This is a genomic window from Rothia sp. HMSC069C10 (assembly GCF_001812205.1).
GTDB lineage: Bacteria > Actinomycetota > Actinomycetes > Actinomycetales > Micrococcaceae > Rothia > Rothia mucilaginosa.
Window position 1 is genome coordinate 37,283 of the sequence record NZ_KV808291.1, and the last position, 24,636, is coordinate 61,918.

Below are 24,636 nucleotides of genomic sequence, written 5' to 3' on the forward strand. Positions count from 1 at the left end.
CTTCAGCTGATGAGCTGTGATTCTAGCTGTACGACAGAATCTTATCGCTGGGGGTGGTGAAGTCCTTCGTGTTGTACTTCGGTGCGATCGTCTTCATGAACGACTGCCACTGAGCACCGGCGTAGGTCGCACCATCCACATAGTTCAGAACACGACCGTTAATGCCCACACCGTTCAGGGAACGGAAGCCGAGGTTGTTAGAACCAACCCAAGACGCGGTGGACAGGCCACGAGTGTAGCCAACCTGCCAGGTCTGGGAGGAGTTATCGTTCGTACCGGTCTTCGCAGCCGAACCGTTCGGCAGACCAATACCGCGCTGAGAAGCGGAACCGCCAGGCTGGATAACACCCTTCAGAACCCAGCTGACACCGTTCGCGATGTCCGGATCCAGAACCTGCTCACACTGGTTCTGGTATTCCTTCATGGTTTCACCGTTGGTCTTGGTGATCTTCTCGATGGGGCGCGGGGTGCAGTACTTACCCTCAGAAGCGAAGATAGCGTACATGGATGCGCTGGTCAGCGGAGAGATACCGTACTTGGTACCACCAATGTTGGTACCCAGGTCGGGGATGCTGTGCAGCGGTTCGCCGGTACCATCCAGGGCGTGCATCTTGATGGACAGGTCGTGCACATCGCACAGGTCAATCTGGGAGAGCATGCCGTACAGGTACGAGTTCAACGACTGGCGAATACCATACGCCGCGGTGTTGTAGCCTAGGCCACCGTTGAACGCGTTCTTGTAGGACCAGCCGTTCGGCTGACCGGTGTAGTAGTACTTACCGCCCTCGTAGCACTTGGCGTTCCAACCGAAGCTGGTGGGCCAGAACAGCTGGGTACCGTTCACGGTAGCGTTAGCGCCGCGGCCACTGATGAGCCACTGAGCCAGAATAATCGGCTTGAACGTCGAACCGGGCTGGAAGCCAGGGGTACCACCGTACGCTACATCAACGTTGTAGTTGTACTCGGTCTTGGAGTGGTCGTTTGCGTCTGCGGGGCTACCGAGCTCGGTGTTCTGTGCCATTGCGATGACGCGACCGGTGCCGGGCTCAACACTGGTCAGAGCGGAGTTCACGTCGTTCCAGTTGGTTGCAGCCGGCTGGGTGGAGTCCACAGCCTGCTTTGCCGCGGTCTGAGCCTCGGGGTTCAGGGTGGTGATCACCTTCAGGCCGCCACGCTTGATGGCGGTGTTACGTAGCTCAGCGGTTGCGCCGAGGGATTCATCCTGCAGCAGGTAGTTGACCACGTAGCGGCAGAAGAACGCCTTATCACCTGCCAGGGAGCAACCCTGGGACTTGGGGTGGACGTTGAGCTTAATGTCGCTGGCGATAGCGTCGCTGTATTCCTTATCGGTAATCTTGCCGTCGCGGAGCATAGTGCCCAGAACGATGTCGCGGCGTTCACGGGCGAGCTCGGGGTTCACGGTCGGATCGTACACGTTCGGTGCCTGCACCAGACCGGCAAGAAGCGCAGACTGCGCCACGTTCAGGTCCTTAGCGGAAATACCCCAGTAGTACTGTGCAGCAGCCTCAACACCGTAGTTCGAACCACCAAGGTTCACGATGTTCAGGTAGCCTTCAAGGATTTCGTCCTTGGACTTGTTCTGCTCCATAGAAATCGCAAGCTTCATCTCGCGAATCTTTGCGGCGTAGGTCTTGTTACCGTTCAGGGTCGCGGTAGCGTCCTCACCGCGAGCCACAGCGGAGTCAACAATGAGGTTGTTGACGTACTGCTGGGTCAGGGTGGAAGCACCCTGGCGGCGACCGCTGTTGGAGTTAATGATGTTGTTCAGGAACGCACGACCAATACCGATAGCGGAGACAGCACCGTGATTGTAGAAGTCACGGTCCTCCACCGAGACGATAGCGTTCTTCATGTGCTGAGAAATCTGATCCAGCTTGACCGGTTCACGGTTCTCTTCGAAGAAGGTCGCGATTTCGGTCTTGCCGTCAGCAGCGTAAATAGTAGAAGGACGGGAGGAAATGCCATCGGCAATGTCGTCAGGAAGGTCCTGGAACCATGACATCGACGCGTTCGTGACCATACCCAAGCTCACGGCAGGGGGTACGACAATAATTGCCGCGAGGAAACCGGCAATCACGCTGAACGCGAGGAACTGCAAAAAATCTCCCGGGCGGCGACGCGCACGGGTTTTCTTAGATGAAGCCATTCATTCAGTTTATCCCATGAAGCTGTGAGAGAAAGCCCGTCTCGCCACCCCACAGGGAGGTGGGCGCCTCAGCCCTGAGAATAAAGCCCCAAAAAGCCCCGGACATTGACCGAAACCATAGTAAATCCCTTTTACTTATTCGACCCTGAAAGCTAGGCTAGAGGGTATGAAGAAATGGGAATACGCAACTGTACCGCTGATGATCCACACGACCAAGGCAATCCTCGATAACTGGGGTGAAGATGGCTGGGAGCTCGTCACCGTGCTGCCCGGTGCCTCCGCACCTGCCGGTGCAACCCCCGCATCGAACATGGTCGCTCCGACTCAGGGCAACCCCATCGCCTACTTTAAGCGCGAGAAGGCTGACTAAGAGCAGCGTACCCGGCGGTCACCTCGCTATCCCGGCTCTCCTTTAACTAGGGGAGCGCGGGAATAGATGAGGAAGGCCGCCGGTTAGCCGTTTAACAGCTGCCTGAATATCAGTAGCGTTTAGATTTACGGCATTTCCCCTATCACCGTTTGGGTGCCAGCACCCGCCATCCTTCTGGAGTAATCATGACTGAATCCCGTATTGAAGCACGTATCCGCGAACTCGGTTACGAACTGCCCGTAGCACCCGCCCCCGTCGCAGCCTACGTTCCGGCTGTTACTTCCGGCTCCTACGTGTACACCTCCGGTCAGCTGCCCTTCGTTGAGGGCGCCCTGCCCGAAACCGGTAAGGTGTCCGACTCCGGTGCTGAAGGCTTCGTGACCCCCGAGAATGCGAAGAAGTACGCGGGTATCAGCCTGCTCAACGCCCTGGCAGCGGTCAAGTCCGTCATTGGCGACCTGGACCGCGTGCAGCGCGTCGTGAAGGTTGTCGGCTTCGTGGCATCCGAGGTGAACTTCACCGCTCAGCCCGCCGTCATTAACGGCGCATCCGAACTGCTCGGCGAAATCTTCGGTGAGGCAGGCCAGCACGCCCGCTCCGCCGTCGGCGTTCCCGTTCTTCCCCTGGACTCGCCCGTAGAGGTCGAGATCATTGTTGAATATGTCTAATCTGTACACCGGCGCGCTGCCGCTGTCTGCTATTCGTGCTGCCCAGGCTCAGCGGGCAGCACAAAGTGGCGCCCAAAAGACGGTGAACGGTATAGACGGTCACGGATCCGGCGAATCACAGGATATCAAGACTCTGCCCCTGCCGGTGCAGGAACGCCGCTTCGGCACCCCCACCCCGGCTGAAGGCGTGGAACGCCCCCGCATGTTTACCGGCCGCCAGTCTGCGGCTAACCCGCGAACCTCCTGCATCCAGCGTCTCTACACGATTCCCGAGTTCATGCGCACCGCAGCCGAAAGTTGGCGTGAAGGCGGTAACGAAGGTGCGACCGGCTGTACGATGCGCCAGGCGGCATCCGTCATTTTTGTGCGCGATGGTGACAACGGCCTCGAAACGATTCTGACCTACCGCCCCGGCATCTCTCCGCTGGGCGTGGTCGCATTCCCCGGCGGCACGGCTCTTCCCGGTGATGATGAGTCTGCATCCTGGATTGGCCCCGGTGCCGAATACTGGGAAGAGCAGTTCCACTTCTCCGATATTGCTCAAGCACGCCGCAGCGTCATGGCTGCCGTGCGTGAATCCTTTGAAGAGACCGGCATTCTGCTCGCTGGTGAGGACGAACAGGACGTCGTGGAGCGCTCCAGCACCCCTGAGCTCATGGCGTGGCGTGAAGCGGTTGCCGAGCAGGACAAGAGCTTCTCTAACTTCTTGACCTCCAGCGGTCTGAGCGTGCGCGCCGACCTGCTGCGCCCCGTAGCGCGTTGGCAGTCCCCGGACTTCTTCCTCAAGCGTTACGACATTGCCTACTTCACCACGGCGCTACCCGTAGGCCAGGACCCGAAGCTGCTGCTCGGTAAGGGTGTGTGGGGCGACTGGCTGAACGTGCGTGAACTGCTCGAAGCTAAGGACACCAGCGAACTCGGTGACCGCATCGGTCAGTCCAATACGGTGGGCCGTACCCTCGACCAGCTCATCACCCCCGGCGTGATGTGCCTGCTCGAATCCCTGGCGAAGGCTCAGACTTCCGTGGCCTGGCTGTCTAAGCGCCGCAATATTGAGGTGAGGAAGCCTGTGCTCGTCACCCACAACGGCGCGTGCATGCTCTCCTTCACCGAGGTGGTTCCGGCTACCACCGGTTCCATCTACACCGGCGCAACGGGCGTGCTCTAAGAGGGTATCGCATCCGCTCGCTCGTACGATGAGGCGTTAAAGAAATCAGGAGCCGTTTCCCCATGCAGAGGGAAACGGCTCCTGATCTATTTAAGCTGTGCGTCTTTTAGCGAGGGCGTCCTAGAAAGCCCCGGCTCCAAGAAACCTTAGCGGGAACGCTGGCGCAGGCGGGGCAGGTCCAGAATGACCACCGCGCGTGCCTCCAGGCGAATCCAGCCGCGAGAAACGAACTCGGCAAGAGCCTTGTTCACGGTCTCGCGGGATGCGCCGACCAGCTGTGCCAGCTCTTCCTGAGTCAGCTCGTGAGCAACGAGCACGCCGTCGGTTGCGGGGCGGCCGAAGCGGTCAGCCAGGTCCAGCAGCGCCTTAGCGAGGCGGCCGGGAACGTCGGAGAAGACCAGGTCAGCCAGTGCCTCGTTAGCGTGGCGCAGGCGGCGAGCCAGAGTCTTAATGACCTGATCGGAGATAGTGGGATCGAGCTGCTGCGCACGCTTGAAGGACTCGTGCTTGATGGCAGCCAGACGAGTCTCAGAGACAGCCACAGCGTTGGTCGAACGGGGCGAAGGATCGAAGAGAGCCATCTCGCCGAAGACATCACCGGGACCCATGATTGCGACCATGTTCTCGCGGCCGTCGGCGGCGGTGCGACCCAGCTTGACCTTACCGGAGAGTACAGCGAAGAGCTGGTCGTCCTGGTCACCCTCGTAGAAAAGGACAGCGTTGCGGGAGAGGTCAATCTCCTGAATGTCATCGGTCAGCAGAGCGAAAGCTGCGTCGTCGAGGTTAGCAAAGAGAGGGGTACGACGGAGGATCTCGAGATCCATAAAGTTCTCCTAGATATGAGGTGATGAGCCGAAACTCGTAAATGTTCAGTGAGTGAGCCCGAACCGGTGTCATGCGTCTCAACATCTGAAATGTGAGAAGGCTCAAGCTAGTGTGACATATTCAACTGATATGAGCGTACCCTAAAAAAGCTGTTTGTGCATTCCGATAGGGCGAGCTTTACAGCAAAAGTTATTTCTTCCGAGAAAATTCAAAGCTTACCCACAGGTTCAGCACCTAATATCAGGCATTCAGGTGTGTACTTTTTTCGGTACCAAGCACGCAGACACCCTCATGACCAGGAGGCGCACCGCCTCCACACACGGTACGATGCGACGAGGCAGAAACCCGAGCCCAAAACCCCGGGAACACAAGCCCGCCGCACCCACCACTGGGTGTTAATGCGCCGCCACACTCACCGGGCACAGCCCGCACCAACCACATGGGCACACCGTGACCATTTCTACCCACCAAGGAGGCAATTAGTCGTGACGACTGGCATCAACCTGCTTGATATTGCTATCCCCATCATTCTGCTGCTCTACTTCCTCGCCGGAGTCCGCAGCGGATTCTTCACCACCCTCGGAACCTTCCTCGGCCTGGGTCTGGGCGTCTGCGCCGCAGCCTGGCTCGTGCCCCTCGCCGTGGCATCCGTGGGATCCCAGTGGAGCCTCATTACCGCCGTCGGCGTGCTCATCATCTGCCTGACCATCGGACAGTGGCTCGGCCTCGTTGCCGGACGCACCATCCGCCGCGTCACCGACATCACCCCGCTCAAGGGCGTAGAACGCTTCTTCGGCGGCGTGCTGAACCTCGCCGCCTGCGCCCTGGTCATGGTCGTGCTGACCATCTCCATGCGCACCGTACCCATCCCGCAGCTCAACACTGCGCTCAGCGACTCCAAGACCCTCTCCTGGATGGTCGCCTCCACCCCCGAGGTCGTCAAGGACCGCATCAACACGGTACGCAATGACGTGCTCGCCTTCGGAACCATTCCGGAAGTCAGCCAGCTCATCGCCCCCGAAACCAGCGCCCCCACCCAGACCGTAGAATCCGCGGCACTGGACCGGGCGGCTGCCTCCGTCGTTGAGATTCTGGGTGCCGCAGAGCAGTGCGGCTACACCTCCACCGGCTCCGGCTTCGTGGCGGACAACGGCCTGGTCGTCACCAACGCCCACGTGGTCGCCGGCGTGACCTCCCCGGTCGTGCAGGACTCCCGCGGCCGCACCTGGCCCGGCACCGTCGTCTACATGGATACCGAACAGGACCTCGCCTTCATCAGCGTGCCCAAGCTGCCGCTCGAACCGCTGACCATCGGCACCAACGCCACCGCAGGTAGCCTTGTAACCTTCATGGGCTACCCCAAGGGCGGCCCGTTCAAGGCACTGCCCGCCACCGTGCAGGGCATCGGCAACACCCAAACCATCGATGCCGACACCGGCCGCGCCAACGCCATGCGCCAGGTCTACCAACTGGCAGCCGACGTGCAGCACGGCAACTCCGGCGGCCCCGTCCTCGACGAAAACGGCAACGTGGTCGGCGTGATCTTCGGTAAGGCAACCACCGGCCAGACCGGCTACGCCATCACCGCAAGCACCCTCAAGCAGGCACTGGCTGAAGGTGGCGACAACACCGCCGCAGTCTCCACCGGCACCTGCCGCAAGTAGCTAACAAAAACATTCAGGCTCCCGAACCTCTAGCGAGGAACGGGAGCCTGAACTATTTAACGAAAGGAGGCGGCGCGCTGTTATTCCGCCAGATGCTGCGCCAGGAAATCAACCGCCATGACATAGCCGTACGCACCCGCACCGGCAATCACCGCGGTAGCCTGCGGCGACACAAACGAATGATGACGGAACTGCTCACGACGATGCACATTCGACAGATGCACCTCAACCACCGGAAGCTCAGCCGCCTCCAGTGCATCATGCAGCGCCACCGACGTGTGCGTGTACGCCGCCGGGTTGATAATAATCGCCGCGCCACGAGTACGAGCACGCTGAATCTCATCCACCAGCGCGCCCTCATGATTCGACTGCATAAACTCAACATCAAAACCATGATCCGCCGCGCGCTCACGCACCATACGCTCAATATCGTGCAGAGTGGTGTAGCCGTACACCTCGGGGCGGCGCTGCCCAAGCAGGTTCAAATTCGGTCCATTAAGCACAAAAATCGTATCTGACATAAAACCAGTGTGGCACAGCGAGCGCCCGCTGAGCGCTAGCCGACGCGAACTGCCCAGAAAATGATGCGGAGGAGGGGAGAGCGCAGGCGCGTGGCGGATGCGCATCCCCGCATACGGGGGGCGACGCGCGCCAAGTACGGTGAACCTCGCTACCGCCCACACACCTAAGCCCGGTACCCTCGCGCTATGACCGAGAACGCCACCCAGCCCGCAGCGGGCGCACAGAACACCGCGGCAGAGAACGCCGAATCGCTCCTACAGATCCGATTCGTTCCCGAATTCAAAGCCGCAGCCGCCGCACGCCGCCTCAACGCCCGCGCACCCGAAAGCCACCTCGCCACCGTGCGCCGCGCCCGCAAAATTAACCGCATCCTCGGCGAAACCTACCCCTACGCCGTCGCAGAACTCGACTTTGACAACCCCTTCGAGCTACTCATCGCCACCGTGCTCTCGGCACAAACCACCGACGTGCGCGTCAACTCCGTCACCGGTGCACTCTTCGCACGCTACCCGGACGCCGCCGCGCTCGCCTCCGCACGCACCGAAGAGGTCGAACCCTACATTCAGTCCCTCGGCTTCTACCGCGCCAAGGCACGCTCCATCGTCACCCTCTCCCAGCAGCTCGTCGAACGCCACAACGGGCAGGTCCCCTCAACCCTCGAAGAGCTCGTAGAACTCGCCGGAGTCGGCCGCAAAACCGCGAACGTGGTCCTCGGAAACGCCTTCGACGTGCCCGGACTGACCGTAGACACCCACTTCGGACGCCTCGCCCGCCGCATGGGATTCACCACTGCAGACGCCCCCGAGACGGTCGAAAAAGACGTTGCCGAACTCATCGAACGCAAAGACTGGACGCTCTTCTCACACCGCATGGTCTACCACGGCCGCCGCCTCTGCCACGCCAAAAAGCCCGCCTGCGGTGTATGCCCCGTCGCCGACCTCTGCCCGTCCTATGGCGCCGGGGAGACGAACGAACAAGCAGCACGTAAACTCATGAAATACGAAATGGCACCCGGCCGAGAAGACTTGCACCTGCGATTCCTGCAGGGGGCAACCCGCCGCGAACTCATGGCAGAAGGCTACCCGCTCAGCGCCTAACGGCGACTGAACCGGAAAGCAGCCCGCGCAGAAAAGAGGTACACAGATGAGCGAAAACTCGCCCCAGCAGGAGGCGCAGCACCCCGCCCAGCAGACGTTGACGGCTCTCGCAGAAGGCGGCGTGGAATTCGACGTCCAAGCCCTACTGCGCAGCGCACCCGCCAGCCCCCTGAGTAAAGAAGCCGCCGTGCTAATTCTCTTCGGCGTGCTCGACGACTCGCCCTCCACCGGCGACTTTGAAGGCTGCCCCGAAAACGTCAGCGCCGACCTGGACGTACTCCTGCTCGTGCGTGCCGCAACCCTGCGCTCACACGCCGGTCAGCCCGCCTTCCCCGGCGGCAAAATCGACCCCGAAGACTACGCACTCGCCGAAACCACCGGCGAACCCGTCGCCCACATCGCCGCCCTGCGTGAGGCGGTCGAAGAAACCGGGCTCGACCCCGTCGGCGTGCAGATCCTCGGCCAGCTGCGCACCCTGCCGCTGCCCATCAGCAACTTCATGGTTACCCCCGTGCTTGCCTGGTGGAACAGCCCCGTGCCCGTCGAGGTCGTCGACCACAACGAATCCGCGCTCATCGCCCGCGTGCCCGTGCGCGACCTGCTCAACCCCGCCAACCGGCACACCGCCTACGTCAAACGCGGCCGCACCTCACACCGCACCCCCGCCTTCGAGGTGCGCATGCCCGGCGGCGAAGAATTTACTGTCTGGGGATTCACCGCAATCCTGCTTGACCGAATCTTTGACTCGCTCGGCTGGACCGTGCCCTGGGATAAAAATAAGATGCGCCCGGCACCCGGCTACGAAGAATAAAACTCTCGCGGAATAAGCGTCTGACTAGCAGATATGGGGTATAGATAGGGGGGCGGCAGGTAGCTTGAACGAAGCTACCCGCCGCCCCTATTTTTGTCTTAATCCGCCCGCAGATTATTTACCGTCAGCGTAGTTGTGCACCCGCGCCACCGACACCGGAAAATCAACCGGCACCCGACCGAACAGCAGACGTGCCGCCTCCGCAGCGCCCTCACGCACAATACGCTCCACACGGTCCGCCTCCAGCTCAGGACCGCACAGCAGAAGCTCATCGTGCAAAAAATACACAATGCGGGTGCGCATCGGCATACCAAAAATCCGCTCAGACAGCAGACGAGAACGCACCGCGCCCATCCAGCACAGAGCCCACTCCGCCGCCGTACCCTGAACAATAAAATTGCGGGTCATACGGCCGTGCGCACGCGCAGTCGACACGGCACGCGACTCCGCCGCCGGCGACGACCGATCAGCCACAATCTCACGGAAACGCTCATCCACCGGCGGGGACGTACGACCCAAAAAAGTCGTCACCTGACCGCCCGCCTCACCAATACGAGCTGCACGCTCCGTAAACTCCATCGCCTGCGGAAAAAGCGCCGCCACATGCGGCAACAGCGCACCAATCTCACCGCTGCGGCCGCCGTACATAATCGCCAGCATGCCCACCTTCGCGTGGGAACGCTCCGTCAAACCCACACCCTTCAGGCGCGCCAACTCGGCGATACCCGCATACAGGTCAGCGCCACGACCCGCCGAAGCGAGCGCCTCATCACGGCTCAACGCCGCCAAGATGCGCGGCTCAATCTGCGAGCCGTCCGTCACCGTCAGCACCTGACCCTCCGGCGCCTGAACCGCCTGACGAATCTCCGCAGGAAGCTGCAGCGCACCACCGCCGGATGCGCCCCAGCGCCCGGTCGCGGCTCCACCCACCTCAAGATGCGGGCGGAACGCGCCCTCAGAAACCCAGGTATCAGCCCAGGTCCAGCCGTTAGCAGTCCAAATGCGGTACAGCTTCTTATACCGCAGAATCGGGTCAATCAGCGCCCAACGCTTCTGTCGCTGAGCCGGAATCGCATCCGCCCAACTCTTCAACTCCCACGAACGCGTCGACTTCACCGAAACCCCCGCAGACTGCAGAGCACGCAAAAGATCCTGCGGCGAATCAGGGTTCAACGACGGCATAAACAGCATGCGCTGAATCTGCTCCGCCAACTCCTGCATCTTCTGCGGACGCTCACCCGGCACCGGGCGCGGACCCAACAACTCGCACAGATGCTCATGATGCGCCTGCACATTAAACGGGATGCCGTAATAACCAATCTCAGCCGCCACCAACGTACCGGCAGACTCAGCCGCCGCCAAAAGACGCAACCGCTCCGGGTGCCTCGACTCGCTAATAGCGCGCGCCTGCGCCAACCACTCACGCATCAGCACACGCACCACCGGATGCTCCGGAAGCAGAGTCACCGGGCCTGCCGCCAACTGCGGGGCAAAAGGCTCGTGAGGTGCCGCCTCCAGGAAATCGGGGGAGGAATCTGCAGAGGAATCGGCGGGTGCGGCGGAAGAGGTGGCGGGGGCACTCAAAAAATCAGCGCCGAACAGCTCCTCCTGACCCTGAATCTGCCGCGCCACCGGCAGATACCCCTGAGGCTCCACCGCCTCACGCAGATCAGCAAGATCCAGCACCGGGCTGTACTCCACAAAATCGCTCGGATGCGTAGCGGCAGTCGCCAAAATTCGCTGCACCAGACGCAAATCATGGCACAGATGCACCCGCACCCCGCGGTGCAGAAGCAGCGGGTCAACGTGGCGGGTATCAGCCCAAATCCAGCGCGGAAAACGCGCCTCCGCCGACTCGGACGCCTGACGCTCCACCTCACGCACATACGCCGGAAGATTCGCCGCACTCACCCGGTCCGCACGCGTAATCCGCGGAATAAAGGTCGGGTCCTGCAACTGCTCAGCGGTCGGCGCCGAAAAATGAAAAGCACCCCACGACGTCACCGGCTGGGCACCGCGCGGCGAAGCACCCGCGGCAATAGCCGAGGTGACCGGGTGCGCGGGGGTGCCGGTCTGGGCGGTAATACCCGCGCCGGTGGCAGGACTGAGTAGAACGTACATTCTTCCATTATCGGTGACCGGGTGCGAAGGCGCGCGGTTTGCGGATGAGCGGGCACGGGATACGTGCGAAAAGTACTGTGGGTGCGAGAGGGCAGAACGCGCCGGGGTTTGTCATAAAAGCGCCGGATGCGTGCGTTTTGTTCGTTTGAGGTGCGTGCATCGTGGATATTTCGGGGTGCACGAGGGGTTATCCACAGAACGCTCATTCTTTTAAAAATCGAGGCGAGCGCAATGCTCTCCTAGAGCCATGAACCCCACCAGCAACCCCGCCAGCAACACTGGTAACCCCAATGGATACCCGACCCGCACCGCGCAGAGTCTAAACACGCAGAGCCCAAGCACGCAGGCGCAGGGAAAGAACGCGCCGGGCATGAAAGCGCCGGGAACGAAAGCACTAGGTACGCCGAGCGCACAGCACATGGGCGCGCTACCCGCTCTGCTCATCCCCGAAGACTACCGCGCCCGCGCCGTCGCCCTGCACGCCCGCGAGCTAATCCTGCGCTCGCCGCAGATGAGCGCTATCGCCCTGAATGGTTTTAGTGGCGGGTTCGGTGCCGGATTTGGCAGCGGATTTGGTACCGGGGTCAGTGCCGGGTTCGAGAAGACAGAGGAGCGCCCGCCCGCAGAGGGTGTAGCTGCCGCGGGCAGTGCAAACGTTGCGAGTGCCGCGGGCGGTGAATTACTCCAGGACTCCCAGCCCCTCCGTGAGATTCTCGAAAATGCCGTGGACGAGGCAATCTACGCCATCGACGGCGGATGCCAGGGGAATGCCTGGGGGAACGCGAACGCAGAAGGAACGGGCGTAGACGGAACTAATGTGACGAAGCCCCGAAAATTCCGTGCCAAAACGGCGCCGCCCGCGCCCGCCTCCTGGAGCTACCCCAGCGTGGAATACGTGCCCGTCAACCGGCAGACCGCGCTGCGCTACCTCGCCGCGGAACTTTACGGCCTCGGCGTCCTCGACCTGCTCCTCGACGAGGGGCAACGCGCCGGAACCATCACCGATATTTACGTGAACTCGCCCTGCGATATCTGGGCGGGCATCAACGGAACCACCCGCCCCGTAGCGCTGAGCCTCGGCAATGAGCGGCGCGTGCGTGACCTCGCCGAGCGGCTCATCCGCAGGCACGGCGGGCAGCTGGACGCCGCGCATCCGGCGGCTGACATTAGCGACGAGCATGGTAGGCGCATCCACGCGATTATCCCGCCGCTGAGCGAACGCACCCGGCTCTCCGTGCGCCTACCCGCCCGCGAGCGCCCCACCCTGGCGCAGCTGCAGGCCGCCGGGCTGTGCGATGAGGCGACCGCCGCCTACCTGCGCCGCATGATTGCCGAACGCCGCGGGTTCCTCATTAGCGGCGGCACCGGCACTGGCAAAACCACGCTGCTCAACGCTCTGCTGGGTCTGTGTACGCCGCAGGAGCGCCTCATTTTGCTCGAAGATACCCCGGAACTTGCGCCGCAGCATGAGCAGGTAATCGCCCTCAAAACCCGCGCCGCGAACTCCGAGGGTGCCGGCGAAATCGGGCTGGGTGAGCTGATCGTGCAGGCGCTGCGCATGGGCCCGGATCGGCTCGTGGTGGGGGAGTGCCGCGGGGCGGAGGTGGTGCACCTGCTGACCGCCATGAATACCGGTCACCGCGGTGCTGGAACGACCCTGCATGCCAATAGTGCGCAGGCGGTGCCTCTGCGTTTGTGTGCTCTGGGTGCGCTCGCCGGACTGGATAGTAGAACGGTCGCTCTACATACGGCGACGGCTTTTGAACGCATTATCCACCTGGAACACCGGGACGGTCGCCGCCGCATCGAGGGTATCTACAGTCTGCACCCCGCCACGCAGGGGAGCGAAAAGTACCTGCAGGTCAGGCGTATTTCTGTCGAATCCAATGTTGGGTACTAGCCCCCGAAATGGGGGAAACGGAAAACGTGAAAGGAGGAAGCAATGAAGCAGAAAGAGAAGAGTAATGGAAGCCCTCGCGGACGCTGGGCTGAGTGCTGGGTTGAGCGTATCGCCGGGCCCGCCAGTGCCGAGGAAATGCGCATGTGGCCGCTCATGTTGCGCACCCTCGCGCTGAGCCTGCGCGCCGGTATTCCTCTGCAGGAAGCGGTGCACGCCAACCCGGGCTCCGGGCAACTCGGGGAGTCCGGGCAGTTCGGGGAGAACGAGCTGGTGCAGGGTGCGGGGAAAACGCACGCGAAGAAAACAACCGCCCGGAAAAGCACCCGACTCCGACGAGCGCGAAGCTCCTCGCCGCTCTCCGAAGACTACGGGCAGAAGCGGTGCGCCGAAGATATTCGCCGCTTCACGCAGGCGCTCGCCACGGTCACCTCCTGGGGTGCCCCAGCGCACCTCGCCTGCGCCCAACTGCTCGAAAACAGCGCCCGGATGCGCCCGCACAGTCGCGAGCGCCTGCACGACCTGCAGCTGAGCCTTCGTATGAGTGAGAGCGCCGGCGCGCCGCTCGCCACGAGCCTGGAACGCGCCGCCGAACACGCCGAAGAACGCATTGACGCGCTCCTGGGTAGGCAGAGCGCCCTCGCCGCACCGCGCGCCACCGGCAGAATCCTCTCCTGGCTGCCGTTGCTCGGCCTGGGTCTGGGTGTGCTCATGGGAAGCGACCCCGTGGGCGTGTTGACCGGCTCCATTCTCGGGGCGCTTACCGGTTTGTTCGGGCTGGGGCTCGCCTTCGCCGGGCGCCGCTGGACCGCCGCGCTCGTGCATCGGGCGGAGGTGGAGAGCACACGAGCTGGGCATACAGGAGGCGAGCAGGCCTTGAATGCACCGACTGTTGATACCGCCCTCGTACTGGAACTACTCGCCGCGCAGTTGAGAGCCGGGCTTGCACCGCTCGCCGCCTTGGGTACCCTCGCTGAGGCGCTCAACAGCCGACCCCTGTATACGGTCTGCCAGCGCCTACAGATGGGCAGTAGCTGGGGGAGCGCCTGGTCGGGCTCCGCGGCGGGAACCTTCGGTGAGCTTCGGGATGCGCTCGCTCCCGCCTACACGGGTGGCGCACCCAGCACTGCGCTGCTGCTCTCCCTTGCCGATGCGCACCGCCTCAGCGAGCGCCGCGCGGCAGAACGCGCCGCCGGAAAGCTCTCCGTAGCGCTCGTGGTACCCCTCGGGCTGTGCTCGCTGCCCGCCTTTATCTGCTTGGGTATTGTGCCCATCATCATTTCGCTACTACCCACGCTGACCGGCTAAAGAACCATGCGCATAAGCGCTGTTGACCAGCTGAAATGCCGAAAAGTTTAGACCCTCGCCCATCTGCAGCGAACGCGGATGAGCACCCACCCCGCCCCGAATGAACGGGGCACAACGAAAGGAAAACCAATGACGAACACCCTCTGCGAAGCAATCCGCCACGACCTGCACACTGCCGATGTTCCGGTCGGCACTCCGGTCAACGCCCCGGCCGGTGCTCCGGGTGGCATTCCGAGCGAAATTCAGCCCGCCGCACCCGGCGCAGAGGCGCAGACCATTCTGGGCCCCGTGCCGCTGTCCGTTGCCATCGCAACCACCATGAAGCAGTTGCGCGAAGAATGCCCCGAGCTTTTCGCCGATACTGGGCTCTTCAGCGATGCCGAGTTTTTCAATGATGCTGAACTTTCCGCCGGCGCTGAACAGAAGCATGCCGGCCCCAGGATTGACCCTAACGAAATGGAGATTGATATGAACACGAACAGCCTGAGCCCCGAGCAGGCGCTGACCATTGCCCGTGCGCTCGCCGAGGGCTGCACCCTGGACGAATGCGGCGCCACCTGCCGCAGCCTGGGTGAGCACGCGCCCGGCTGCACCGAATATGTACCAGCTGAGAGCGACGATAAGGTACTCGAAGAGTACGCCCCGGCGGGGGACCCGGAGGAAGGCGCCTCCACCGCGGAGTACGGCATCGTGATGCTCGCGGCGGTCGGTTTCGCGGGCCTGCTGGTGCTGATTCTCAAGTCAGATGAGGTGCGTTCCATGCTCCTGGATATTGTGCGTAACGCCCTGTCCATTGCGGGCAATACGGGACTGCTCTAGAGGCCTTAGTCTAGAGGTATTGGAAAACCCGCCGTAGGGTTTTGTCCCTAGATGCTAGGTTCTTTGGAAAATCAAGCCAGAAGGGAGGAATAAAGAATGAACGCTCATGTGAATTTGGGTGCTTTGCGGCGCACTTGCTCCGCAGGGAAAACCAGTGTGGACCCGACACTCTCGACCCCGCACAAGAGCCCGGCAGAAGAGGGTGTGATCACCGCCGAATTTGCGGTCGCCCTACCCGCCGTGACGGTGGTGCTCGCCCTCTGCCTGGGTGCCGCCTCCACGGGGGTTGCGCAGCTGAAGGTGGAGGAGTCCGCGCGAACGGCTGCACGAGCCGCCGCCCGCGGAGACTCCGAGGCGCAGATTCGCTCCGCCGTCAGCCGCATCGACCCTGCGCAGAGCGTGCAGATTTCTGTTTCTCCTGATGATGTAGCCGCGACGGAGGCGGGGCGCACCCGGCAGGTGCACGTGCGGGTGAGCCGCCCCGCCCCCGGTGTGATTGGTTCGGCAACCGGCTGGGTGCTGCGGGCGGACGCCCACGCCCGCGTTGAAGCCGGCGCTGAAAACGATGCTGAAAACGGTGCGGGTCATGAAGGTGAGTAGAGCCGCTATGGGTCCCACCCCGAAAACAGCCTCCGAGAATCAATACCCCGAAGCGGGTAGCGGCACCGTCCTTGCCCTCACCATTATTGCCGCGCTACTGGTGGTGACCGTGGTGATTGCCGGGCTCATTGGGGTGGTGTCCGCAAACCGCAGGGCTTCCGCGGCCGCCGATTTGAGTGCGCTCGCGGCGGCAGACGCCTACCGCGGGCTCACCGAGGGGGACCCGTGCGCGGTCGCGGCGGATCTTGCCGAACGCCACGGCGCGCACCTGGAATCCTGCACTTTTCCGGATCGCCCCGAAACGGTGGAGGTGACGGTCGCCGTCCCGGTCGCGGGGCCCATGGGTGCGCTGGGCCCGGCGAGGGTGCGTGCCCGCGCAGGGGCTGAGCATCTCGAAGAAGGGCGCCCCGAAGAAGAGCACGCGGCGGGCAACGTGGAGGAGCTGAGCCCCGATGAGGTAGCCGAGCTGGAGGAAGAGCTGGAAGCTGCGCAGGACTCAGCGCCCGAGCCTCCCGCACCAGAAAGCTCCGCAGAATCAGAGAATCCAGTTGAGCCAGAAAACCCGCCTGAGCCAGAAAACCTAACCGACTAGGCTATTTACGTTCATCGGGAGTTGTCATTCCGGTATGCTCTACCCCCCCAGCACGCCCCGCGCCTCCTGTACGCCCCGTGCCTCCTGCAGTAATCTACGCCCCTGTAATAACCTACGCCTCCGCCATACTCTGCAGCATCGCCTGCAGTAGCGCCCGCGCGCCGTGCTTGCTGAGCGGCTCGTTACGGTTGCCGCACTTGGGCGAGTGCACGCAGGAGGGGCAACCGTTTTCGCATCCGCAGCTTTCAATCGCTTCGAGGGTGGCGCTCAGCCACTGCGCAACCGCGTTGAAGCCGCGCTCGCTAATGCCGGCGCCGCCGGGTGCGGCGTCGTAGACGAAAATGGTGGGCCTGCCGGTGTCCACGTGAAGCAGCGTGGAGAGTCCGCCCAAGTCCCAGCGGTCGCTGGTGGCGATGAGCGGTAGCAGCCCGATGGCGGCGTGTTCGGCGGCGTGCAGGGTGCCGGGGCCGTCCTCTTCGGTCACGCCCGCGCCGAACAGGTAGCTGGGCTCGAAGGTGAACCAGACCGCCTCGGTCATGAGCACTTCCGGCGGCATGGGTTGCGCCTCTTCGCCCAGGTATTCGCCGCCGTAGACGGAGAAGCGCCGGTAGCCGGTGACCTGGTCGGTGACCTGAACCTGCCCGCGGTGCATGGTGAGCGGGGCGAGCTGCTGTGCGTCGGTTTCGGGGGTGGAGATTGCGGGAACAGGCTCGCCGGGAACCGCCTCCCCAACCATGTTGTGCGCACCGTAGCTGACCCTCGCACGCTCTGCGAGAATACGCACCTCCGTGCTCTCAACGGCGCGCGTGTAGTAGTCCGGGTAGACGTGGCTGAGCAGAATCACGCGCTCGCCCTCGCTGAGGGACTCGACCACGTACTGCACGCTCTGGTGAATGTAGATCGCGCCGGGGTGCCCCTGACTCATGGCGTGCGCGGCGTCCATCGTGCCGACGAGGGTGCCGTCTTCGGCGTCGATGAGCTGGTAGGGGCCGCCTCCGGTGCCGCGAATGTCGACCAGGTCGGCGGCGGATTCGGCGTGTGTCCAGTACCAGCCGTCCGGGCGGCGACGCAGGTACCCCTGCTGCACCAGCCGGTCCAGTAGCGCGGCGGTGTGCGGCCCGAACAGGCTCAGCTCTTCGGCGCGGATGGGCGCCTCCTGCGCGGCGGCGCACAGCTGCGGGGAGAGTACGTACGGGTTGGTCGGGTCGAATACGGTCGCCTCAACCTCCTGCCCGAAAATCGCCTCCGGGTGGTGCACCAGGTAGGTGTCGAGCGGGTTGTCGTCGGCAATGAGCACTGCGAGCGCGTCCTGGCCGCTTCGACCCGCCCGGCCCACGCGCTGCATGAAGGAGGCGCGGGTACCCGGCCAGCCCGCCACGAGTACGGCGTCCAGTCCGGAGATGTCAATGCCCAGCTCCAGTGCGGAGGTGCTCGCCAGGCCGAGCAGTTCGCCGTTGCGGAGTTTGCGTTCGAGTTCGCGGCGCTCTTCGGGGGTGTACCCGGCGCGGTATGCGGCGACGCGGTGGGCGAGGCCCGCCTCCACCTCGTCGAGGTAGCGTTGGGTCTTCTGCGAGAGGATTTCTACGCTGCGGCGCGAACCGGCGAAAACCAGGGAGCGGGTGCGGGAAAGCACCAGGTCGGTGAGCATTTGCGCGCCCTGCTCCACGGGGGAGACGCGGCGCGGCGCCTCCTGCTCTGCCTTCGATTGGACCGCCTGCTGCTGGGTGCTGCGGGCACCCTTGGCGAGTTGATCGTGCGCCTTGGGCGGCATGAATTCTGGCTCCCAGAGCGCGACGGTGGTTTCACCGCGCGCGGAGGTGGACTCGGTAATGGCGGTAACCGCCTGCTGCGGCACGCCAATGAGCTTGGAGAAAGACTCGACCGGGTTGGAACTGGTCGCGGAGGCACCGTAGAACACGGGCACGGTGCGGTAGAGCGCGCAGACACGGCGCAGGCGGCGTAGCAGGTTGGCGATGTGCGCACCAAAAACGCCGCGGTAGCTGTGTGCTTCGTCGAGCACCACGTAGCGCAGCCCGCGCAGGAAGGACGCCCACTGCCGGTGGTTGCTCAGAATTGAGTAGTTGAGCATGTCCGGGGTGGTGAGGATGAAGTTGGCGTGTTCGCGGATCCAGCGGCGTTCGCCGGTGGGGGTGTCGCCGTCGTAGCTTGCCGCGTGGAGTCCGGGTAGGTTGTAGGAGGTGAGGGCGGTGAGTTGGTCGGCGGAGAGTGCCTTCGCCGGCGAAATGTAGAGAACGTTCGCTCTATTATTGAGGTTCTCAGTCCCGGAATACGCGGAAGTTGAGCTCACCGGTTCGCCGCACGATGCGCGATAAATAGCGTCCAGAGTGGGCATCAGGTAGCTCAGGGTCTTGCCCGAGGCGGTACCCGTCGCCACAATCACGTGCCCGCCGCTGCCTGCACTCTTCGCGTCTTCGGTGCGCGTTGCTGCCGATGCTTCGATACGCTCAGCTTCGATGCGCCCCGCCTGCCAGCCGTAGCGCGCCGCGCTCGCCGCCAGTGCCGCATCAAGGCCCGCATGGGCGGCGTTCGCCGCCTGCACCTGATGGGCGTAGGGCTCGGCAATACCGAGCGATTCAAAAGCCTCCACCACACGCGGATGCAACCACTGCGGCCACGGCGCGTAGCTCGCCTCCCTGGCGGCAATGGTGTGAATATGGGTCACCTGCTCGGGCAGGATTCCGGTACGTTCCGCCTCCGGCAGCAGGGATGCCAGCACCTGCTGTGCGCTCGTGGGCAGCTCGCGGTAGCGTAGTGTTTTTGGGCGCGCCGCAGACTGCCCCTGCGGCTGTTCGGGCTGGTGTACAGGCTGGTGCGTGGGTTGCTGTTCGGGGTGTTGGTTGGCGTTCTGCGAGGAGGTGCTGTGCGGCATGGGTTCCATTGTAGAGCGGCGGGCGAAAACCCGACCTGCCGCCGGTCATGTGCCGTCCTGAATCTGTGCCCCGTGCCTGTCTGAACCCCGCCTCGGCACCGCTTTTGTGCTGCCGACCCCGTAGTCAGCGCGCACATATCAAAAAATCTGCATGCTTTAGGCGTATATGACGATAAAATAGTTTCGTGGCTCAAAATAAGATTATTCTGTATTACCAGTTCGCCCCCATCGCCGACCCGCAGGCGGTCATGCTCTGGCAGCGTGTCCTCTGTGAGAAGCTCGGCCTGCGCGGGCGCATCCTCATTTCCAAGCACGGTATTAACGGCACCCTCGGCGGCGAAATCAACGCGGTCAAGGCGTACACCAAGGAAACCCGCAAGTACCCCGGCTTCAAGAACATGGAGTTCAAGTGGTCCGAGGGTGGCGCGGAGGACTTCCCCCGCCTGTCCGTGAAGGCACGCGACGAGATTGTGGCTTTCGGCGCTCCCGACGAGCTGCAGGTGGACGAGAACGGCGTCGTTGGCGGCGGCGTGCACCTGAAGCCTGAAGAGGTCAACAAGCTTGTTGAAGAGCGCGGCGACGAAGTGGTCTTCTTCGACGGCCGTAACGCGTTCGAGGCGAAGATCGGCAAGTTCAAGAACGCTATCGTTCCCGACGTGCGCACCACCCACGACTTCATCCGCGAGATTGAGTCCGGCAAGTACGATCACATTAAGGACAAGCCGGTCGTCACCTACTGCACCGGCGGTATTCGCTGCGAGATTCTCTCCGCGCTCATGAAGAACCGCGGTTTCAAGGAGATCTACCAGATTGACGGCGGTATCGTGCGCTACGGCGAGAAGTACGGCGATAAGGAACTGTGGGAAGGCTCGCTCTACGTCTTCGACAAGCGCATGCACATGGAGTTCACCCCGGACACCGTCACCATCGGCAAGTGCGAACAGTGCGGCGCCCCCTCGAACAAGTTCGAGAACTGCTCCAACGATTCCTGCCGCGAGCTGGTTCTGCTTTGCCCCGAGTGCGCAGCTGATGACGCGAAGCGCCACTGCGTGCCCGAGTGCTCGGTGGACCGCGAAGCAGCTGAGGCGAACGCCTAATGGCAGCCGCTAAGGGCGGCGCGGTTCAGATTTCTGAACCTCGCATTGAGGAGCACCCGGCGATGGTCGTTGCCGGCGTTTCGCAGGTGTTCCCCCTGGATGGCGACTTCTCCTCGCTGTGGGATGAGCTGAATCAGAAGGCGTCCCCGGCGATGCTGGATGTTCTGAAGGTGACCCAGTACCTGGGCGTGTGCACTCAGCCGAACCCGAAGGGGCAGGTCCGCTACACGGCGGGCTTCCTTGTGTCGGAGCCGGCGAGCGCGGCGAAGCTTGGTCTGGGCGTGCTGGAGTTGCCTGCGAGCACCTACGCGGTGGTTGAGGTGACCGGCCCGATTTCGGAGTCCGTTCCGGCTGGCTTTGCGAGCTTTGAGGAGGCGTTCTTCGCGAAGAATCCGCAGTACCGCCCGGTGGGTGGCCTTGAGGTGTACGGTCGCGGCGATATGCAGGCGGCTGATTACCGTATGGAGCTGTGGGTTCCGCTGGTAAAGCGTTCCTAGGACAGCTTGTTTCTGTCGTTTTAGTTGCAGTTTTAGCTGTTGAGTAGAAGGGCCCGGTGGTGCGATGTGTTCGTGCCGCCGGGCTTTTCTGTGCCCTTTTTCGGCTATATTTTGCCAGTATTTTGTGGCGGTATGTGTGTGCCGGGCGGGTGAGGTGTGCGGCGAAAGGGGAGCGGTGCTCTGTGTGTAATACTCCGAAACAAAATACTTGACATGTAAAGTATTTGGGTTTAGATTTAAACCACCAGCCCGGCACTACACAAGCCCGAGCGCAACCCACAAAGGAAAAAATCATGAGCACCCCCAATAACCCCGGCACTCCGCAGTTTGACTCGCAGCTCGACGAATCCATCCGCATCAGCCACCTCGAACCCATGCGCGGCGACGAGAAGAAGCTCGGCTTCCTCTCCTTCGGCCACTGGGCTGAGGTTCCCGGATCCCGCGTACCGAACGCTGCAGAATCTCTGCACCAGGCAATCGACCTTGCCGTAGGTGCCGAAGACATTGGACTGGACGGCGCGTTCTTCCGCGTGCACCACTTCGACCAGCAGCAGGCGACCCCCTACCCGCTACTCTCCGCGATCGCGGCGAAGACCGAACGCATCGAGCTCGGCACCGGTGTGATTGACATGCGCTACGAAAACCCGCTCTACATGGCTGAACTTGCCGCCATGGCAGACCTCATTGCGGCGGGTCGACTGCAGCTTGGCGTCTCCCGTGGCTCGCCCGAATCCGTTATCCGCGGCTTTGAGAGCTTTGGCTACTACCCGGCAGAAGGGGAAAACGAGAGTGATATGGCGCGCCGCCACCTCGACATTTTCCTCAAGGCAATCGAGGGTGGGGGCATGGCGCCCAGCGCTCGCGTGGCGGGCAAGTACGCCCCGGTTCAGCCCCAGTCGCCGGGTCTGCGCGACCGCATCTGGTGGGGTGCAGGCACCGATAGCACCGCCGTGTGGACCGCGCAGAAGGGCCTGAACCTCATGTCTTCAACCCTGATGCTGGAAGATAAGGGTATTCCGTTCGATCAGCAGCAGGCGCAGCAGATTCGCCTCTTCCGCTCCGAGTGGGTGAAGGCGGGCAATTCGGGTGTTCCGCGTGTTTCGGTGTCCCGCTCGGTGCTGCCCGTTATCGACGAAACCTCGGCACGCTACTTCGGTCGCCGCGCTTCGGAGGACTCGCAGGATTACACCGGCATTATTGACAACAGCTTCTCTCGCTTTGGCCGCAGCTATATTGGCGACCCGGCGGATATTGCCGAAGAGCTCGCTCGTGATGAGGCAGTTCAGGCGGCAGACACCGTGCTGCTGACTATCCCGAACCAGCTGGGCGTGGACTTCAACCTGAAGATGCTTGAGACAATCGTGAAGGAGGTCAAGCCCGCGCTGACCACCAAGTAAAGCCCCTGAGGTGAAGACCCCGTAGCACCTTCTGTGCCAGCTGGGTTTCGCGCCAGCGTGCCGCCGTCGCTTCCGTGATGGGCGGTGGTCGCTGATGAGCGCGAACTCTGCCGCCTCCTGAGGGCAAGGGTGCGGAGCACGTGCGGCAGCCCGCACAAGTGGACAATTGGTCAGTTATCACTGTATAGTCATCGTATGCTGACTATTGCTTCACACCTCGACGTCATGAACCGGCTCGGCCGCGCCATGGCCGACCCGACACGTTCCCGGATTCTGATGACCCTCCTCGGCGGCCCGAGCTATCCAGCCGTGCTCTCGCGCGAGCTGGAGCTGACCCGCTCGAACGTGTCCAACCACCTGACCTGCCTGCGCGATTGCGGAATCGTCGTTGCCGAGCCCGAGGGCCGCCAGACGCGCTACGAGATCGCCGACCCGCACCTCGCCGCGGCGCTGACGTCCCTGATCGACGTCACGCTCGCGGTGGACGAGGCAGCGCCGTGCATCGACCCGGTATGCTCGGTGTCGGGCTGCTGTGGAACGGCGGCGGGAGCATGAGCGAGACCCTGACCGCCGCGCGCCGCGCGATGCTGCACCGGCGCGTCCGCTTCATCGTTGGCTTCACGATCACGTACAACGTAATCGAGGCAATCGTCGCAGTCTGGGCAGGCGTCCTCGCCTCGTCCGCGGCGCTCATTGGCTTCGGGCTCGACTCGGTTGTCGAGGTACTCTCGGCCGCGGCCATCACCTGGCAGTTCACCCGCAAGGACCCTGAGCGGTGGGAAACGGTCACCGTCAAGGCCATCGGCATCGCGTTCTTCGCGCTGGCGGCCTACGTCTCGATCGACGCGGTGCTGGCCCTGGTCGGCCAGGAGGGCCCCGACCGCAGCCCGCTGGGTCTCGGCATCACCGCGCTGAGCCTGGTCGTCATGCCTCTGCTGGCGTGGATTGAGGTCCGCACCGGGCGGGAGCTGGGCTCCAAGAGCGTGATGGCCGACGCCAAGCAACTCATCCTGTGTATCTACCTCTCCGGTGCAGTGTTCATCGGCCTCGTCCTCGACAGCCTGTTCGGCTGGTGGTGGGCTGACTCGGTTGCGGCGCTGGTCGTGGCGGTGCTCGCAGTGCGCGAGGGCTTGGAGGCCTGGCGCGGCGACGTCGAGTCGCCGTTCGAAGTGCTAGAGGATCTCGAAGACGAGGACGACTGACCCGTCACCCGGCGATGAAGAGCCAGTGCTGCAACCCAGACATGCGCTACGAAAACCCGCTCTACATGGCTGAACTTGCCGCCATGGCCGATCTCATTGCGGCGGGTCGACTGCAGCTGGGTATGGACTTCAACCTGAAGATGCTTGAGGCAATCGTGAAGGAGATCAAGCCCTCGCTGACCACCAAGTAAAGGTCCTGAGGTGAAGGTCCTGGAGTGAAGGTCATGAGGTAAAGACCCCGTGTCAAGCTGTTTCCAGCGCTCTGTAATGCGCTGAGATGTTTGTTCCCATACAGCTTGAGCCGTACATGCAGCAATGCCCCGGCAGGCACCCGCAAGGGTTACCGCCGGGGCATCACTATGCTCACGTTCTTAGAAATCCTTCTGCCTAGAAGTCCCTCTGTCTAGAAATCTTTCGTCTTTTCCCAGGGCTCAATAGTGCCCGGAACCACCTCAAACAGCGGATGCGCGCACGCCGCCAACTTGCCGCGCGCCGCGAGGCGCTCGCTCAACTGGTGCTCCCACTCGGGGTCACGCCCCGCCACCTTGTGCTGCAGGAAGGCGAGCTCGTACTCCAGCTGACCGAGAGGAACGGGAATACGCGCAACCGAAGCGTACGGGCTTTCCGCCTTGTCTGCGCTGTTATTACCGGCGCCGTGTTCACTTGTACTATCTTCGCCCGCATCAATCAGAGCACGGTTGAAAGAGTAGCCGCGGGCATCCGCCTCATCCGCCAGCCCGGACAGGTAGGCGGCAACCGCCTCCAACGGCTGCGGATGCGCGCGAAAACGAATCAGCTGCGGATGGTTCGTGTACCCGCGAGTCAGACCCCGCAGAACCTTCTGCGCCAGCAGGGTTTCACGCCAGCAGGCGACCAGGGCGCGGCGATCGAGCAGGGAGGGGTGCAGGGACCAAATGCGCACGC

General features: G+C 62.8%; 22 protein-coding genes and 1 pseudogene. 17 read left to right on the top strand and 6 right to left on the bottom strand.

What is annotated here, in order from left to right:
- Positions 1 to 22 precede the first annotated feature (22 nt).
- Entirely contained in the window at positions 23 to 2,167 is a 2,145-nt protein-coding gene (locus HMPREF2842_RS01560) for a transglycosylase domain-containing protein (protein WP_070642109.1), read from the bottom strand.
- Between the two features lie 166 nt (positions 2,168 to 2,333).
- Between HMPREF2842_RS01560 and HMPREF2842_RS01565 the strand changes: the two genes are divergently transcribed.
- The 3 genes from HMPREF2842_RS01565 (at position 2,334) to HMPREF2842_RS01575 (ending at position 4,373) form a co-directional block, all read left to right on the top strand.
- A complete protein-coding gene (locus tag HMPREF2842_RS01565; protein WP_005504647.1) occupies positions 2,334 to 2,537 on the top strand; it encodes a DUF4177 domain-containing protein in 204 nt (67 codons plus the stop codon).
- Between the two features lie 185 nt (positions 2,538 to 2,722).
- Entirely contained in the window at positions 2,723 to 3,205 is a 483-nt protein-coding gene (locus HMPREF2842_RS01570) for a RidA family protein (RefSeq protein WP_005508253.1), read from the top strand.
- Positions 3,198 to 4,373 (top strand): NUDIX hydrolase, encoded by a 1,176-nt coding sequence (locus tag HMPREF2842_RS01575; protein WP_070642114.1) that lies wholly within the window; start codon positions 3,198 to 3,200, stop codon positions 4,371 to 4,373. Before HMPREF2842_RS01570 ends, HMPREF2842_RS01575 begins: the two co-directional genes overlap by 8 nt.
- Positions 4,374 to 4,519: 146 nt before the next feature.
- Here HMPREF2842_RS01575 and HMPREF2842_RS01580 read toward each other — a convergent pair whose 3' ends face one another.
- Positions 4,520 to 5,197 carry a Crp/Fnr family transcriptional regulator gene (locus HMPREF2842_RS01580; RefSeq protein ID WP_012902921.1) on the bottom strand — a complete coding sequence of 226 codons (678 nt, stop codon included), beginning with the start codon at positions 5,195 to 5,197 and terminating at the stop codon, positions 4,520 to 4,522.
- Positions 5,198 to 5,683: 486 nt separating this feature from the next.
- Here HMPREF2842_RS01580 and HMPREF2842_RS01585 point away from each other — a divergent pair, with 486 nt between their 5' ends.
- A complete protein-coding gene (locus HMPREF2842_RS01585) occupies positions 5,684 to 6,862 on the top strand; it encodes a MarP family serine protease (RefSeq protein ID WP_070642117.1) in 1,179 nt (392 codons plus the stop codon).
- 80 nt (positions 6,863 to 6,942) lie between these two features.
- On the opposite strand, the gene aroQ is transcribed toward HMPREF2842_RS01585, so the two are convergent.
- A complete protein-coding gene (gene aroQ, locus HMPREF2842_RS01590; RefSeq protein WP_005504658.1) occupies positions 6,943 to 7,383 on the bottom strand; it encodes a type II 3-dehydroquinate dehydratase in 441 nt (146 codons plus the stop codon).
- 186 nt (positions 7,384 to 7,569) lie between these two features.
- Between aroQ and nth the strand changes: the two genes are divergently transcribed.
- Both nth and HMPREF2842_RS01600 read left to right on the top strand, forming a co-directional pair.
- Positions 7,570 to 8,481, top strand: coding sequence for an endonuclease III (gene nth, locus HMPREF2842_RS01595; RefSeq protein WP_070642122.1), 912 nt, complete (start codon positions 7,570 to 7,572; stop codon positions 8,479 to 8,481).
- Between the two features lie 46 nt (positions 8,482 to 8,527).
- Positions 8,528 to 9,292: an NUDIX hydrolase gene (locus tag HMPREF2842_RS01600; RefSeq protein WP_049347162.1), complete on the top strand. Its 765-nt coding sequence runs from the start codon at positions 8,528 to 8,530 to the stop codon at positions 9,290 to 9,292.
- Between the two features lie 114 nt (positions 9,293 to 9,406).
- On the opposite strand, the gene HMPREF2842_RS01605 is transcribed toward HMPREF2842_RS01600, so the two are convergent.
- Positions 9,407 to 11,413 (bottom strand): bifunctional 3'-5' exonuclease/DNA polymerase, encoded by a 2,007-nt coding sequence (locus tag HMPREF2842_RS01605; RefSeq protein WP_070642126.1) that lies wholly within the window; start codon positions 11,411 to 11,413, stop codon positions 9,407 to 9,409.
- A 247-nt stretch (positions 11,414 to 11,660) separates the two neighbouring features.
- Between HMPREF2842_RS01605 and HMPREF2842_RS01610 the strand changes: the two genes are divergently transcribed.
- The 5 genes from HMPREF2842_RS01610 (at position 11,661) to HMPREF2842_RS01630 (ending at position 16,629) form a co-directional block, all read left to right on the top strand.
- Positions 11,661 to 13,313, top strand: coding sequence for a TadA family conjugal transfer-associated ATPase (locus HMPREF2842_RS01610; RefSeq protein WP_070642131.1), 1,653 nt, complete (start codon positions 11,661 to 11,663; stop codon positions 13,311 to 13,313).
- A gap of 42 nt (positions 13,314 to 13,355) precedes the next feature.
- Positions 13,356 to 14,618 carry a type II secretion system F family protein gene (locus HMPREF2842_RS01615; RefSeq protein ID WP_070642133.1) on the top strand — a complete coding sequence of 421 codons (1,263 nt, stop codon included), beginning with the start codon at positions 13,356 to 13,358 and terminating at the stop codon, positions 14,616 to 14,618.
- Between the two features lie 129 nt (positions 14,619 to 14,747).
- Positions 14,748 to 15,437 (top strand): DUF4244 domain-containing protein, encoded by a 690-nt coding sequence (locus tag HMPREF2842_RS01620; RefSeq protein ID WP_049357238.1) that lies wholly within the window; start codon positions 14,748 to 14,750, stop codon positions 15,435 to 15,437.
- 156 nt (positions 15,438 to 15,593) lie between these two features.
- A complete protein-coding gene (locus HMPREF2842_RS01625; protein ID WP_239665160.1) occupies positions 15,594 to 16,037 on the top strand; it encodes a TadE family type IV pilus minor pilin in 444 nt (147 codons plus the stop codon).
- Positions 16,038 to 16,044: 7 nt separating this feature from the next.
- On the top strand, positions 16,045 to 16,629 hold the full coding sequence (locus HMPREF2842_RS01630; RefSeq protein ID WP_049357235.1) for an Rv3654c family TadE-like protein: 585 nt from the start codon (positions 16,045 to 16,047) through the stop codon (positions 16,627 to 16,629).
- Positions 16,630 to 16,741: 112 nt separating this feature from the next.
- Here HMPREF2842_RS01630 and HMPREF2842_RS01635 read toward each other — a convergent pair whose 3' ends face one another.
- Positions 16,742 to 19,528, bottom strand: a complete 2,787-nt coding sequence (locus HMPREF2842_RS01635) for a DEAD/DEAH box helicase (RefSeq protein ID WP_070642138.1) — start codon at positions 19,526 to 19,528, stop codon at positions 16,742 to 16,744.
- A 176-nt stretch (positions 19,529 to 19,704) separates the two neighbouring features.
- Between HMPREF2842_RS01635 and HMPREF2842_RS01640 the strand changes: the two genes are divergently transcribed.
- From HMPREF2842_RS01640 to HMPREF2842_RS09395, 6 genes and pseudogenes are all read left to right on the top strand, one after another.
- Positions 19,705 to 20,616 (top strand): oxygen-dependent tRNA uridine(34) hydroxylase TrhO, encoded by a 912-nt coding sequence (locus HMPREF2842_RS01640; protein ID WP_070642142.1) that lies wholly within the window; start codon positions 19,705 to 19,707, stop codon positions 20,614 to 20,616.
- Positions 20,616 to 21,113 carry a GyrI-like domain-containing protein gene (locus HMPREF2842_RS01645; protein WP_070593792.1) on the top strand — a complete coding sequence of 166 codons (498 nt, stop codon included), beginning with the start codon at positions 20,616 to 20,618 and terminating at the stop codon, positions 21,111 to 21,113. The genes HMPREF2842_RS01640 and HMPREF2842_RS01645 overlap by 1 nt, the downstream gene beginning before the upstream one ends.
- 293 nt (positions 21,114 to 21,406) lie before the next feature.
- Positions 21,407 to 22,510 (top strand): LLM class flavin-dependent oxidoreductase, encoded by a 1,104-nt coding sequence (locus HMPREF2842_RS01650; RefSeq protein ID WP_070642145.1) that lies wholly within the window; start codon positions 21,407 to 21,409, stop codon positions 22,508 to 22,510.
- Positions 22,511 to 22,705: 195 nt separating this feature from the next.
- A complete protein-coding gene (locus tag HMPREF2842_RS01655) occupies positions 22,706 to 23,065 on the top strand; it encodes a Cd(II)/Pb(II)-sensing metalloregulatory transcriptional regulator CmtR (RefSeq protein WP_070642148.1) in 360 nt (119 codons plus the stop codon).
- Complete coding sequence (locus HMPREF2842_RS01660) at positions 23,062 to 23,712, top strand: cation diffusion facilitator family transporter (protein WP_070614881.1); 651 nt, start codon at positions 23,062 to 23,064, stop codon at positions 23,710 to 23,712. The genes HMPREF2842_RS01655 and HMPREF2842_RS01660 overlap by 4 nt, the downstream gene beginning before the upstream one ends.
- Before the next feature lie 38 nt (positions 23,713 to 23,750).
- Positions 23,751 to 23,837: pseudogene (locus HMPREF2842_RS09395) on the top strand (luciferase); the annotation flags it as partial.
- Between the two features lie 278 nt (positions 23,838 to 24,115).
- Here HMPREF2842_RS09395 and HMPREF2842_RS01670 read toward each other — a convergent pair.
- Positions 24,116 to 24,634, bottom strand: coding sequence for a pyrimidine dimer DNA glycosylase/endonuclease V (locus tag HMPREF2842_RS01670; protein WP_049347141.1), 519 nt, complete (start codon positions 24,632 to 24,634; stop codon positions 24,116 to 24,118).
- Positions 24,635 to 24,636 lie beyond the last annotated feature (2 nt).

Coding starts and splice junctions, on each gene's coding strand:
- HMPREF2842_RS01560 (WP_070642109.1), bottom strand. CDS start 2,167: ATGGCTTCATCTAAGAAAACCCGTGCGCGTCGCCGCCCGGGAGATTTT.
- HMPREF2842_RS01565 (WP_005504647.1), top strand. CDS start 2,334: ATGAAGAAATGGGAATACGCAACTGTACCGCTGATGATCCACACGACC.
- HMPREF2842_RS01570 (WP_005508253.1), top strand. CDS start 2,723: ATGACTGAATCCCGTATTGAAGCACGTATCCGCGAACTCGGTTACGAA.
- HMPREF2842_RS01575 (WP_070642114.1), top strand. CDS start 3,198: ATGTCTAATCTGTACACCGGCGCGCTGCCGCTGTCTGCTATTCGTGCT.
- HMPREF2842_RS01580 (WP_012902921.1), bottom strand. CDS start 5,197: ATGGATCTCGAGATCCTCCGTCGTACCCCTCTCTTTGCTAACCTCGAC.
- aroQ (WP_005504658.1), bottom strand. CDS start 7,383: ATGTCAGATACGATTTTTGTGCTTAATGGACCGAATTTGAACCTGCTT.
- nth (WP_070642122.1), top strand. CDS start 7,570: ATGACCGAGAACGCCACCCAGCCCGCAGCGGGCGCACAGAACACCGCG.
- HMPREF2842_RS01600 (WP_049347162.1), top strand. CDS start 8,528: ATGAGCGAAAACTCGCCCCAGCAGGAGGCGCAGCACCCCGCCCAGCAG.
- HMPREF2842_RS01605 (WP_070642126.1), bottom strand. CDS start 11,413: ATGTACGTTCTACTCAGTCCTGCCACCGGCGCGGGTATTACCGCCCAG.
- HMPREF2842_RS01610 (WP_070642131.1), top strand. CDS start 11,661: ATGAACCCCACCAGCAACCCCGCCAGCAACACTGGTAACCCCAATGGA.
- HMPREF2842_RS01615 (WP_070642133.1), top strand. CDS start 13,356: ATGAAGCAGAAAGAGAAGAGTAATGGAAGCCCTCGCGGACGCTGGGCT.
- HMPREF2842_RS01620 (WP_049357238.1), top strand. CDS start 14,748: ATGACGAACACCCTCTGCGAAGCAATCCGCCACGACCTGCACACTGCC.
- HMPREF2842_RS01630 (WP_049357235.1), top strand. CDS start 16,045: ATGGGTCCCACCCCGAAAACAGCCTCCGAGAATCAATACCCCGAAGCG.
- HMPREF2842_RS01635 (WP_070642138.1), bottom strand. CDS start 19,528: ATGGAACCCATGCCGCACAGCACCTCCTCGCAGAACGCCAACCAACAC.
- HMPREF2842_RS01645 (WP_070593792.1), top strand. CDS start 20,616: ATGGCAGCCGCTAAGGGCGGCGCGGTTCAGATTTCTGAACCTCGCATT.
- HMPREF2842_RS01650 (WP_070642145.1), top strand. CDS start 21,407: ATGAGCACCCCCAATAACCCCGGCACTCCGCAGTTTGACTCGCAGCTC.
- HMPREF2842_RS01655 (WP_070642148.1), top strand. CDS start 22,706: ATGCTGACTATTGCTTCACACCTCGACGTCATGAACCGGCTCGGCCGC.
- HMPREF2842_RS01660 (WP_070614881.1), top strand. CDS start 23,062: ATGAGCGAGACCCTGACCGCCGCGCGCCGCGCGATGCTGCACCGGCGC.